The organism is Komagataeibacter sp. NFXK3 (assembly GCF_054182245.1).
Window position 1 is genome coordinate 94,890 of record NZ_JAPIVJ010000003.1, and the last position, 12,736, is coordinate 107,625.

At 59.8% G+C, this 12,736-nt stretch carries 8 protein-coding genes; 6 read left to right on the plus strand and 2 right to left on the minus strand.

Annotated elements, in window-relative coordinates; translation table 11 throughout:
- The first annotated feature begins 39 nt into the window (after window positions 1–39).
- The 3 genes from OQZ28_RS04635 (at window position 40) to OQZ28_RS04645 (ending at window position 6,480) form a co-directional block, all read left to right on the plus strand.
- Entirely contained in the window at window positions 40–1,566 is a 1,527-nt protein-coding gene (locus OQZ28_RS04635; RefSeq protein ID WP_458135307.1) for an MDR family MFS transporter, read from the plus strand.
- Between the two features lie 608 nt (window positions 1,567–2,174).
- Window positions 2,175–4,148, plus strand: coding sequence for a putative bifunctional diguanylate cyclase/phosphodiesterase (locus OQZ28_RS04640; RefSeq protein ID WP_242621929.1), 1,974 nt, complete (start codon window positions 2,175–2,177; stop codon window positions 4,146–4,148).
- A gap of 82 nt (window positions 4,149–4,230) precedes the next feature.
- Window positions 4,231–6,480 carry a sensor domain-containing protein gene (locus tag OQZ28_RS04645; protein ID WP_458135308.1) on the plus strand — a complete coding sequence of 750 codons (2,250 nt, stop codon included), beginning with the start codon at window positions 4,231–4,233 and terminating at the stop codon, window positions 6,478–6,480.
- Window positions 6,481–6,606: 126 nt separating this feature from the next.
- Here OQZ28_RS04645 and hutG read toward each other — a convergent pair whose 3' ends face one another.
- Window positions 6,607–7,407 carry an N-formylglutamate deformylase gene (gene hutG / locus OQZ28_RS04650; RefSeq protein ID WP_458135309.1) on the minus strand — a complete coding sequence of 267 codons (801 nt, stop codon included), beginning with the start codon at window positions 7,405–7,407 and terminating at the stop codon, window positions 6,607–6,609.
- Window positions 7,404–8,804, minus strand: coding sequence for a formimidoylglutamate deiminase (locus OQZ28_RS04655; protein WP_458135310.1), 1,401 nt, complete (start codon window positions 8,802–8,804; stop codon window positions 7,404–7,406). Before OQZ28_RS04655 ends, hutG begins: the two co-directional genes overlap by 4 nt.
- 94 nt (window positions 8,805–8,898) lie before the next feature.
- Between OQZ28_RS04655 and hutI the strand changes: the two genes are divergently transcribed.
- The 3 genes from hutI (at window position 8,899) to hutU (ending at window position 12,730) form a co-directional block, all read left to right on the plus strand.
- Window positions 8,899–10,131, plus strand: coding sequence for an imidazolonepropionase (gene hutI / locus OQZ28_RS04660; RefSeq protein ID WP_130732596.1), 1,233 nt, complete (start codon window positions 8,899–8,901; stop codon window positions 10,129–10,131).
- Between the two features lie 79 nt (window positions 10,132–10,210).
- Window positions 10,211–10,936 carry a histidine utilization repressor gene (hutC, locus tag OQZ28_RS04665; RefSeq protein WP_130732597.1) on the plus strand — a complete coding sequence of 242 codons (726 nt, stop codon included), beginning with the start codon at window positions 10,211–10,213 and terminating at the stop codon, window positions 10,934–10,936.
- A 108-nt stretch (window positions 10,937–11,044) separates the two neighbouring features.
- Window positions 11,045–12,730, plus strand: a complete 1,686-nt coding sequence (gene hutU / locus OQZ28_RS04670; protein ID WP_458135311.1) for a urocanate hydratase — start codon at window positions 11,045–11,047, stop codon at window positions 12,728–12,730.
- Window positions 12,731–12,736: the final 6 nt, after the last annotated feature.

Sequence of the window (12,736 nt, forward strand, 5' to 3'; positions counted from 1 at the left end):
CGACATACGGCCCATTTTTTGTCATCACAGGATTTTTTCGTGCAGTCATCTTCCGTGGCAGAGACGGCATCTGCCTATAGCCCATCGACCCGACGACTTGTTTTCATCGGCCTGATCCTGACCATGGTCATGGGTGCGCTCGACCAGAGCATCGTCTCGACTGCACTGCCCACGATTGTCAGCGACCTTGGTGGTCTTGCACATATGTCCTGGGTCGTGACGGCGTTCATGCTGACCTCCACAATCGCCACGCCAATGTATGGCAAGCTGTCCGACATGTTCGGCAGGCGGCCCTTGCTGGCGTTCAGCATCGGCTCGTTTCTCGCAGCCTCGCTGCTATGCGGAATCGCGCAGGGCATGTGGCAGCTGATCTTCTTCCGCGGTCTTCAGGGCGTGGGGGCAGGGGGCCTGATGACGCTATCACAGACGGTGATTGGCGACATGGTGTCCCCCCGGCAGCGGGGTCGCTATCAGGGGCTGTTTACCGGGGCATTTGCGGTCAGCAGTGTCGCGGGGCCATTTCTGGGCGGGGTGCTGACGAGTGCGCTGTCCTGGCGATGGGTTTTTCTTGTCAACCTGCCGATCGGGCTCCTCGCGTTCGGGCTGATCATGCTGAGCCTGCCTGTTGGCCGGACCGAGGCAAGGCCAGGCATCGACTATCCCGGCGCGGCCCTCCTGAGCATTGCCACGGCTGGCTTCCTGCTGCTGTTCAATGCGCTGGGTACCACCCTGGCATGGACATCGCCGCTCACCTTTCTCCTTCTCGGGGCCACAACGCTCCTGTTCGGGTTGTTCATCCGGCAGGAGCGGCGTGCGCCGGAGCCGCTCATCAGCCTGGACCTGCTGCGTATCCCGACTTTTTCCGTATGCGTCGCCGCGACCGGGATAATGTCGTTCGCCATGATGGGGTCGATGATCTTCCTGCCGCTGTATTATCAGCTTGTTCTTGGCGAGACGCCAGCGACATCTGGCCTGATGATGCTGCCACAGGTGGGCACGATGATGGTCAGTTCGGTGCTGGGCGGATATGTTTCGTCCAGGACGCAACGCTACACGCTCCTGCTCTCCATCGGCGTTGGTATCGAATTCATGGCACTGACCCTGATCGCGATCTGTGCCCATCACGGCGCGCCTGCGCTGTTCTTCCTGCTCAGCCTGGGGTGTCTTGGTGTGGGCATGGGAATTGGCATGCCCAATGCAACCGTCATGATCCAGAATGCCGTGCCCACGGGTTCACTCGGCATTGCCACGGCCATGATGTCCTTCATCCGCTCGCTCGGGGGCTCGCTTGGCGTGGCCCTTTCGGGCGGCGTGATGGCGCTGGGCCTGCAGAACCGGCTTCGGGCACTGCCAGAAAGGATCGACGTGCCCGCATTCCTGCAAAAAGGTATGGCCGCGATCCGGACGCTTTCTCCCGCCACGCATGGAGATGTAACGCAGGCCTATAAAGGTGCGATCAGCGCCAGCCTGAGCGTAAGCAGTAGCTTCATGTTTCTGGCGTTCTTGCTGGTTGTCGGGTTGATGGTGCGTCAGGCCGCCTTGCGGCATAAGACGGATAATGAATAGGGCAGGGGCCTGCCCCCTTTGCCCGAATGACTCGAATCTGACAGGGCAAATCGCCCGGGAATGTCGTGAATCGCATAACGCCGGTGTATGCAAGCCATTTTCCCTAAAAAAAAATATATTGAAAAAATTGTTAATAGGAATTGTCTGTTCTGAAAACGGATGCTGCCAGCCCATTTGTGCAGTGCAAAAAAGATGCATGGAATATGCCGGAAAACCAAGGAAATATGGACGATTGTTTTGTTATGTAACAATATAAAGTGACAAAAAGATACAATCTTGAAATTAATTAAATAAATTATACTACATGGAATAAATCTAACATCACTTTTTGTTGATTTGTATGAAGCGGCCCGGATCGGCGATCGGAAAGAGGCAGATCGTGTACAACTAATTATTTATATCAGGAATATATGATATAGATCACGGAAAGACCGGCTCTAAAATATAGAACAATAAAAATAACCAATAATATATTAGTTATATAAATAAATACCATCTGACGTGACGAGAATTTATGCCGCCACGCAGGCGGTATCTATGCTTAACCATGCGCTCCCCGATGGAATAATACCGTGTTGCAATTGCTTAAAATAATGATGGATTCCAACATGCCCCTCCTTATTTCCGCCCTTATTGTATGTATCGCGGGTTCATGGATCACTGTCCGCATCATGGCGCGCATTGCCGCGACGCCGGGGCGGCAGAATCATTCATGGTATCTGCAATGTGCAGCCGCCGGTGCGACAACCATATGGTGCACCCACTTCCTGGCGCTGCTGGCATACATGCCGGGTGTGGCGGGCCTGCTGAATATTCCGCTTACGCTGTTTTCATTTGTCATTGCTGCCGTGGGCGTACTGGCCGCAACCGTTATCGCCGCCACCAGCAAGAGCCGGATGGGGCCAGCCCTCGGCGGCGCCGTGCTTGGCCTTGCCATTGCAGGCATGCATTATTCCGGCATGTATGCCGTGGAATTCGGCGATCATATGGCCTGGAGCCTGCCAACAATCGCGCTCTCCCTGCTGCTGGGCATCGCTTTTGGCACGTTGTCCCTGCAATGCCTGCTGCGTAGCGGGAACCGGCACCGGGAAATCCTGGCCACGGTGCTGTTCGTCGCGGCGATTGCGGGGCTGCATTTTGTTGGTGTGTCCGCCATGCGCACGCACATGATGTCGGCCGATCTCATGGCGAGTGGCAATGCCCCTGTCGTGCTTGGCGTTGCGCTGGCCATTACAACCCTCCTGCTGGTGGCCACGGGCGGCAACAGTTTCTCGATCGATGATGCAACGCGCGCGGAATCTTATGAGCGCATGCGGCAGATGGCGCTGCATGATGCCCTGACAGCGCTCCCCAACCGCGTCAGCTTCAATGATCATCTCGATGAGGTGATCGAGGATGCGAAAGAGAAGGGAACCCAGTTCGCACTGATTGGAATTGATCTTAACAAGTTCAAGGAAATCAATGATGTGCGTGGGCATGCCGCAGGCGATGTCGTTCTGGTCACCATTGCCAACCGTTTTACCGAGATGCTGGGCGAAGGCGAGTTCGTGGCCCGTCTGGGCGGGGATGAGTTTGCCGCGGTCCATCTGACGAGCGACCCTGATGAACTCAATGCCTTTGTCGCCCGCATCGAGGAAGCCATCAACCTGCCCATCCCGATCGAGGACTACGAAGTCACAACCGGCGGCAGCGTAGGCCTGGCCCTGTTCCCCAAGGACGCGACCGACAAGGAAACACTCGTCACGCGTGCCGACCTTGCCATGTATCGCGCCAAGGCGGACCCGTTGCGCACCGTGGCCTATTACGAGCCCGCGATGGATGAGACGGTACGCGAAGCGCGCGCACTTGCGGCAGACCTGAAGACGGCCATGGAAAAAGGCGAACTGAGCCTGCACTATCAGGTGCAGACCGCCATTGCGACGGGCGAGATCTTTGGCTACGAGGCCCTGCTGCGCTGGACCAGCCCTGAACGGGGGGAAGTGCCGCCCGCCCTGTTCATTCCTGTTGCCGAGGAAAACGGCCTCATCATCCCGCTGGGCGAATGGGTTCTGCAGACCGCCTGCGCACAGGCCGCGAAGTGGGATGCTTCGTACAAGCTTGCGGTCAACCTGTCTCCGGTGCAGTTCTTTCATCCCGATCTGTACCGGCTGGTCAAGGAAACACTCGAGAATACGGGTCTTTCTCCCGCCCGGCTTGAGCTGGAATTGACGGAAACGTCCATCATCGATGACAAGCAGCGTGCGCTTGAAATCGTGCGACGGATCAAGGAACTCGGGGTTTCGATCGCACTGGATGATTTCGGTACGGGTTATTCGTCCATTGATACGCTGCGCTCTTTCCCGTTCGACCGGATCAAGCTTGATGGCAGTTTCATGCAGGGGATCGAAACCAATTCCGATGCCGCCGCCATTGTCCGTTCGGTCCTTGCCCTGGGCCGCACCATGAATATCTCCGTGCTGGCGGAAGGGATCGAAACGCCCCGGCAGCTTGAAGTGCTCCGTGGCGAGGGCTGCGTGGCGGGGCAGGGGTTCCTGATTGGCCGTCCCGCCCGCCCGGAAGCACTGGGGCTGCAGTCGGCCTGATGCCATAGCGCCCCCTCATGTCTTTTTTATCCTGTGCAAACAGGCAGCCTGCCTGTCAAATTGTGAACTGTGGCCTATCATCATGAACAAGTTGCTCCTGACTTCACCTTCCCCAAAGCCTGCATTGTCGGGCGACACCGCCCTGGCCCTGTTGCATGACGCGACCGAAGCGATCATCGTGACTGACGACCGCAATGACGTCATCTTTTTCAATAAAGGGGCGGAAAAACTCTGGGGTTATGCGCAGGATGAAGTGCGCGGCCAGAACATGCGCAAGCTGGTCCCGGATTTCGGCTGCGATGAACAGGGTAGCCATGCCGACAGCCGGTACCCGGCGGATCTTGACGCCACCGTTGGCACATCGCGTGAAATCATCTTCGAGAACCGGCACGGTGACTACATCACCGGGGAACTGACGCTGTCTTCAAGCAAGGTCGGCCCGAAAGGCAAAAAATACTATCTCGCCTCCATCAAGGCGGTAACGGAAGAAAACCATCGCAAGAAACTGCTGGACCTGCAGAATACGGTGTTCCAGTCCCTCTCGACCGATATGCAGATACAGGACGTGGCGGACCTTGTCTGCCGGGAGGTGGAGAATTTCATCCCCAATACGGTCGCCATCCTTGTGCTGATCGATGAAGACCACCGGCTCCATGTGCTGTCGGGCCCCGGCCTGCCACGGCGCTATGCCGCGGCACTGGAGAATGTAACACTCTCAGATGCGGACATCATGGCCCTGTCCAATGACCTTGACGAGGCGGCCACCGTTGTATGGGAAAGCTACCGCTCGCTAGGGGTTTCGCTGGGGCTGCATAATTGCTGGGCCTCCGCGATCAAGGCGCGCAACGGCAAGATATCGGGCATATTCGCGCTGTTTTCACGCAATACCAGCACGATCAGCGACTGGCCGCAGAAAATCGTGGCGGGCAGCGTGCCATTCTGCAGTGTCCTGATCGAGCAGTATGAAGCGCGCCATCATATCTCCCAGCTGGCCAATTATGACCCGCTGACCGGCTTCCTGAACCGGACCGCCATCCATAAGGTCCTCAGGAACCTTGTCGGCAAACCGGGTGACAACCATTTTGCCGTGCTGATGCTCAATCTCGACCGCTTTCGTGACATCAACGATGCGCTCGGGCATTCCAATGGCGATGACTTCCTCAAGGCGGTGGCGGCACGGATCAAGAGCCTGTGCCGGAGCCATTACATCCTCAGCCGCGCAGGGGGGGATGAGTTTGTCATCATATTGCCCGACACCCAGGCCGCCCCTGCAACGGCATTTGCCGAGAGGCTGATCGGGGGCATGGAGGAGCCCATCGAAATCGGTGGCAACTTCATTGCGGCTTCGATCAGCGTGGGCATCAGCATGTTCCCTGAAAACGGGCCGGACAGTGAATCCCTGATCGGCCACGCCGAGGCCGCGATGCGCCTTGCCAAGAAAGATGCCCGCGGCACATTCCGCGTTGCCACGCCAGAGGACCATACCGCGGCACAGGACCGCCTTGTCCTTGGGTCCGCCTTGCGTGATTCCCTGGCCAAAGGATTGCTCAACCTGCATTACCAGCCGCAGATCGAGGCAAAAACCGGCGCGCTCTATGGCGTAGAGGCGCTGTCACGCTGGCATCATCCGCATCTGGGCAATATTTTTCCCTCCCGTTTCATTGCGGTTGCAGAGGATACCGGGCAGATCGAGGCCATCGGTGCATGGTGCCTGGAAGAAGCCTGCCGCCAGATCGTGGCATGGGACCGCGATGGGGTCATGATCCCGGCGGTATCGGTCAACCTGTCAGCCGGTCATTTCCGCAAACGCCAGTTGCCCGAAATGATCTCGAACTTGCTGACCCGGTTTGGCATTGCCCCGGCACGCCTGACGGTGGAGATTACCGAAAGCGTGATGATGGATGAAAACAAGGATACGATGGATGTGCTCAATGCCATTCGTGGCCTGAATGTTGGCCTGTCCATGGATGATTTTGGCACGGGCTACTCATCACTGTCGCGGCTGACCCGCCTGCCGCTGACGGAAATCAAGATTGACCGCAGCTTCATCATGAACCTTGAGCATGATGCCAATGCGCAGGCGGTGACAACGGCGGTTATCGGCATTGGTAACCGGCTGGGCATGACCGTCGTGACCGAAGGGGTGGAGACGGAAGCACAATACGAACTTCTGGAAAGCCTGCACTGTGATGTCATGCAGGGCTACCTGTTCGCCAAGCCCATGGCGCCGAAGGATCTGGAAACATGGTTCCGGCAGCCCCGCAAGATCATGCCCGCAATGCGCAAGGCATGTGAAGAGCAGGCGGCATCCGGCAAGGCTGAAAAGAAATAAAACCATATGACCGGAACGGAAGCTACTGGCCAGTTCCGGTCATAAAGGTTCCTGGCGCATCTGGCTGAACCCGCCCGCAGGTCATTGCGCCAGCGGGCGGGCTGCCTGTGGCGGCAGTAAAGAAGGTTACGCAGGGCGCCACGCCGTTGCCTGTTGCAGCAGCGTGCCGATCAGGGCTGATATTTTGCGGGTCTTGTCCGTATCAAGCGGCCATGGCGTATCTTCGTGGCTGAGGTAGATTCTCTGGGCTTTTTCAAGCTGTATGGCATGGATGCCCTGTTCGGGCTGGCCATAATGCCGTGTTGTATAACCGCCCTTGAACCGCCCGTTGACGACATGGGAATAATCCGTGTCCCGCGCGGCAAGGGAGACAACGCTGTCAATGAGCGATGGCGCGCAGGCTGCGCCCTGGTTGGTCCCGAAATTCAGGTCGGGCAGGCAGCCTTCAAACAGGCGCGGGATTTCCGTCTTGATGGAATGGCCATCCCACAATATCGCCCAGCCCCAGCGGGCTTTCAGCCGGGCCAGTTCTTCCGCCACCGCATCATGATAGGGTTGCCAGTAGCGGATCCGGCGTTCGCCCGTTTCCGCTTCATCCGGTTCCTGGCCGGGGTGGTAGATCGGGGTGCCATCAAAAGCCAGGTCCGGCACGAGGCCGGTCTTGGGCCGACCCGGATAGAGCGTGGAATCATCCGCGCCCCGGTTGAGGTCAATGACATAGCGCGAATAATTGGCACGAATGACCCCGATGCCCATGTCGGCAGCCGATGTATAGAGTTTTTCCATATACCAGTCGGTATCCGGCAGTAACCGGCCGCGTGGCGTCATGCGTTCGGCCATGCTGGGTGCGAGTGCCGTGCCGGCATGCGGAATGGTGACAAGAACGGGGGCCGTGCCGCGTGTATGCGTAAAGACGGGCGGGGTCATGACAGTGAACTCCGGTCGGAACGTAAGGTCGTAATCGCCTTGCCGAATGCAGTCGCGATACGTTCTTCGTGAACATGGCGCCCTTCGCGCACGACCCACTGGCCCGCGCACAGTATATCGCTGACAGGCAGGGTGGCGCGGGCAAAGACGAGTGAATCCATAATAGTATCGCCCCGCAGGCCAGGCAGCGACAGGGCGGTGTCAGCCAGCGTGCACAGGTCGGCGCGCTGCCCCACGGCCAGTTGGCCGCCACCATGCGCGCAGGCCTGCATTCCCCCCTGCAGGGCCTGTGCATACAGGTACCCCCCGACCGATCCGGTCTGGCCCGAGGGCAGGGCGCGGCAGCGTTTTTGCGAGATGAGGCGCTGCCCGTATTCCAGCGTGCGCAGTTCCTCCGCTACGTTGAGCAGCACATTGCTGTCACTGCCAATGCCAAAGCGGCCCCCCGCATCCACGTAATCCATGAAGGGGAAGAAACCATCGCCCAGATTGGCTTCGGTAATGGGGCAGATACCGGCAACCGCGCCCGAACGGGCCAGGCGCGCCGTTTCGTCCCGATCCATATGCGTTGCATGGATCAGGCACCAGCGCTCATCCACCGGCATCTCATCGAGCAGCCAGGCAACCGGCCTGCGCCCAAGGAAGGCAACGCAGTCCTCCACTTCCTTCACCTGCTCGGCAATGTGAATGTGCACGGGCATGTCACCGGGCAGCAGGGCGAGCATTTCGCGTATGTCATCCCCACTGGCCGCCCGCAGGGAATGCAGGGCGATCCCCGCATTCACCAGAGGATCGCCAGCATGGCGGGCCGTGATATCGGTAATGACCCGCGCAAGGAATTCCGGTGAACTGGCAAAGCGCTTCTGTTCCGCCGCCAGCGGGCGGCCAAAGCCCGCATGCCGGTACAGCGCCGGCAGCATGGTGATTCCGATACCCGCATCGCGGGCGGCATCAATGACGGCAAGCGGCATTTCGGCGGGCTGCGCATAGGGCTGTCCGTCCGGTGCGCAGTGCAGGTAATGGAACTCGGCAACCTGCGTATAACCGGCCTTGAGCATTTCCATATAAAGCTGGGCGGCAATGGCGCGGAGGGTGGCAGGGTCGATGACGGCGGCAAGACGGTACATCTGCTCGCGCCAGCTCCAGAATGAATCGGCGGGGTCCAGCCGGGTTTCCGTCAGTCCGGCCATGGCGCGCTGGAAGGCGTGGGAATGCAGGCTGGGCATGGGCGGCAGGGCGATATCGACGCGCCTGTCATCAGGGCGGGGCTGCTGGTCGGCTTCTATCGTGGTGAAATGACCACTGGCATCAAAGCCAAGGCGTACATTGTCGCGCCACCCCTCGGGCAGGAGGGCCTGCCCGGCAAAAATGGTCTGGATCTGTACCGATAAGGACATGACGGGCCTGTTTTGATAGAGCATTGCGTTGGAACGGTTTCAAAACTAGACATGTATATACGTTTAGGGTCAAGCGCTGAAATGGGAGTGCGTCATGTGGGATCGGTTATGGGTCGATGTCAATCTGGCAACCAATGCGAGTGGAACCGGGCAGCCGGGCGGAGATGATTTTGGCCTCATCCCTGATGGCGCCATCGCCGCCCGCGATGGGCAGATCGTATGGGTCGGCCCCCGCGCGGACCTGCCCGGCGCGCCTGAACGCCTCGCGCGCGAGGTCATTTCGTGCAAGGGCCAGTGGATGACGGCAGGCCTGGTCGACCCGCATACGCACCTCGTCTATGGCGGGGATAGGAGCGGCGAGTTCGCGGAGCGGCTGCAGGGGGTTTCCTATCAGGAGATTGCACGGCGCGGGGGTGGCATCCTGTCCACCGTGCGCGCCACCCGTGATGCGAGCGAGGAGGAACTGCTGCGGCTTACGCTTAAGCGCGCGCGCTGCCTTGTTGAAAATGGCGTGACCACCCTCGAGATCAAGTCAGGCTACGGGCTGCGGCTGGAAGATGAACTCAAGCAGCTGCGCGTGGCACGCGCGGTGGGCAGGCATCTGCCGGTGCGCGTGCATACCACCTTTCTCGGCGCCCATGCGCTGCCGCCGGAATTCGCGGGCAGGCAGGATGATTACGTGACCTTCCTGTGCACGGAAATGCTGCCTGCCGTGGCGGAGGCCGGTCTGGCCGACAGCGTCGATGCCTTCTGTGAAACCATTGCCTTCCAGCCTGCCGAGGTCGAGCGTATTTTTGAAGCCGCACAGCGCTGGAAGCTGCCCGTGCGCCTGCATGCCGACCAGATGTCCGATCTCGATGGGGGCAAGCTTGCGGCGCGCTGGCATGCGCTCTCGGCCGATCACGTTGAATATGCAAGCGAAAGCAGCGTGCAAGCCATGGCCGATGCAGGCACCGTGGCCATGCTGCTGCCCGGTGCCTTCTATTTTGTGCGTGAAACGAAGCAGCCCCCGGTTTCCCTGTTCCGCAAGCATGGCGTGCCCATGGGCCTTGCCACGGACTGCAATCCCGGCACGTCGCCCGTGCTCAGCCCCACGGCGGTCATGAACATGGCCTGCACGCTCTTCCGCCTCACGCCGGGGGAAGCCCTGGCCGGGCATACCCATATCGCCGCAAGGGCGCTGGGGCTGGAGCATACGGTCGGGCGGCTGCGCACGGGCATGGCGGCCGACATGGTGGTGTGGGACATCGCCGGCCCGCATGAACTGTCGTACTGGATCGGGGGGGTAAGGCCCAGCGCACGGATTTTTGGTGGTTGTCCGCAATAAAAAGTTGCGATCAGCGCTGGATGGCACTCACTCCCTTATGCCAGTATAGACTAACGTCTTCTGAATAAGGTGTAATTGCGTGTCACTGGTCTTAAGCAAGGATAAACCCACAGCCCGCTACGAGCAGGTCAAGCTGTACATCACCGAGCGGATTGAAACCGGTGAATGGGCAATCGGTCATCGCCTTCCATCGGAAAGTGAACTGGTGGAACTGCTCGGTGTCTCGCGCATGACGGTCCACCGTGCCCTGCGCGAACTCACAGCCGAAGGGCTGGTCACGCGCGCGCAGGGCGTGGGCACGTTCGTCGCCGAGCCCGCCCAGCGCGTGGAACTGCTGGAACTGCGTGATATTGCTGATGATATTGCCTCCAACGGGCATGAGCACACCACGCGCATCATCACGCTTGATACAATCCGCGCGAACAGTGATCTCGCAACGGCATTCGAGCAGCGCCCCGGTGCGCGGCTCTTCCATTCCATCATCGTCCATTATGAGGATGATACGCCGCTGCAGGTCGAGGAGCGTTTCGTCTCGCCCCATTTCGCGCCCGATTATCTGGACCAGGACTTTTCCCTCACCCATCCGCACCGTCATCTCTCGGGCATTTCCCACCCCGAGGAGATCGAGCATGTGGTGTTCGCGGTGACGCCGAGCCTGGATATCTGCACGCTGCTCGAGCTTGATGAGCCCGAGGCCTGCCTGCAGCTCATGCGGCGTACATGGGTCGAGGGGCGAGTCGTCATGAAGGGCATCTTCACCTATTCCGGCAGCCGCTTCAGCTTTGTCGGTCGCTACAGGCCCTGATCTTTCTCCCCCATTGTTCTGAAACGGTATTTCATTACGTTTTCATGTTGACAAGGGGGAGGGTCTGCGGCAAACGAATGTATATACAAGTACATTCAAGGTGATGTCATGAGTAGCCCGACCTCGTCCCGTCTGTCCAATGATCGTATTATCCATGCCGCGCATGGCCCTGAGATCACGGCAAAAAGCTGGCAGACTGAAGCTGCTATGCGGATGCTGATGAATAACCTCGACCCCGAAGTAGCGGAAAAGCCTTCGGAGCTGGTTGTCTATGGTGGTATTGGCCGCGCTGCCCGTAACTGGGAGTGCTACGACCGTATTGTCGACACGCTGAAAACGCTGGAAGCCGACCAGACCCTGCTGGTGCAGTCCGGCAAGCCGGTTGGCGTATTCCGCACGCATGAGAATGCCCCCCGCGTCCTGATCGCCAATTCCAACATCGTTCCCCACTGGGCGAACTGGGACAAGTTCAACGAACTCGATCGTGCCGGGCTGATGATGTACGGCCAGATGACGGCCGGTTCGTGGATCTATATCGGCAGCCAGGGCATCGTTCAGGGAACGTATGAAACCTTTGTCGAGATGGGGCGCCAGTACTATGGCGGCGACCTGACCGGCCGGTGGATCCTGACCGGCGGCCTCGGCGGCATGAGCGGCGCGCAGCCCCTGGCCGCTGTCATGGCCGGTGCCTCCATGCTGGCGGTCGAGTGCGAGCCCGGCCGTATCGAGAAGCGCCTGCAGACCGGCTATCTCGACCGCAAGGTCGACACGCTTGATGAGGCGCTCGAGATCATCGACGCCGCCTGCAAGAGCGGCAAGCCGGTTTCCGTGGGCCTGCTGGGCAATGCGGCCGAGGTCTTCCCCGAGCTGGTGCGCCGTGGCATCCGCCCCGATGGCGTGACCGACCAGACCTCCGCCCATGACCCGCTCAACGGCTACCTCCCGGCAGGCTGGACGCTGGACCAGGCGGCCAGGATGCGCGTGACCGACCCGGCCGCGGTCGAGAAGGCGGCCAAGGACTCCATGAAGCTGCACGTGGAAGCAATGGTCGCCTTCCACCGCATGGGCATTCCCACCTTCGATTACGGCAACAACATCCGCCAGATGGCGCTTGAGGTCGGCTGCGAGGAGGCCTTTGAGTTCCCCGGTTTCGTGCCCGCCTATATCCGCCCGCTCTTCTGCCGTGGCATTGGCCCGTTCCGCTGGGCGGCCCTGTCGGGCGACCCGGAAGACATCTACAAGACCGACGCCAAGGTGAAGGAACTGCTGCCCGACGACAAGCACCTGCACAACTGGCTCGACATGGCGCGCGAGAAGATTCATTTCCAGGGCCTGCCCTCGCGCATCTGCTGGGTCGGGCTGGGTGACCGCCACCGCCTTGGCCTCGCGTTCAATGAAATGGTTGCCAAGGGTGAACTGAAGGCGCCGATCGTGATTGGCCGCGACCACCTTGACAGCGGCTCCGTCGCCAGCCCCAACCGCGAGACGGAAGCCATGCGCGATGGCTCTGATGCCGTGTCGGACTGGCCACTGCTCAACGCGCTGCTCAACACCGCATCGGGTGCGACATGGGTTTCGCTGCACCATGGCGGCGGCGTGGGCATGGGCTTCTCCCAGCATTCAGGCATGGTGATCGTGGCTGATGGCACGGATGACGCCGCAAAGCGCCTGGAGCGCGTGCTGTGGAATGACCCGGCAACGGGCGTGATGCGCCATGCGGATGCGGGTTACGACATCGCGGTCGATTGCGCCCACGAAAAAGGGCTTAACCTGCCCATGATCAAAAAAGGCTGATTTCAG

Bases quoted from the DNA above. Each gene is read 5' to 3' on its own strand.
- OQZ28_RS04640 (WP_242621929.1), top strand. From the start codon at position 2,175: ATGCCCCTCCTTATTTCCGCCCTTATTGTATGTATCGCGGGTTCATGG.
- OQZ28_RS04645 (WP_458135308.1), top strand. From the start codon at position 4,231: ATGAACAAGTTGCTCCTGACTTCACCTTCCCCAAAGCCTGCATTGTCG.
- hutG (WP_458135309.1), bottom strand. From the start codon at position 7,407: ATGACCCCGCCCGTCTTTACGCATACACGCGGCACGGCCCCCGTTCTT.
- OQZ28_RS04655 (WP_458135310.1), bottom strand. From the start codon at position 8,804: ATGTCCTTATCGGTACAGATCCAGACCATTTTTGCCGGGCAGGCCCTC.
- hutI (WP_130732596.1), top strand. From the start codon at position 8,899: ATGTGGGATCGGTTATGGGTCGATGTCAATCTGGCAACCAATGCGAGT.
- hutU (WP_458135311.1), top strand. From the start codon at position 11,045: ATGAGTAGCCCGACCTCGTCCCGTCTGTCCAATGATCGTATTATCCAT.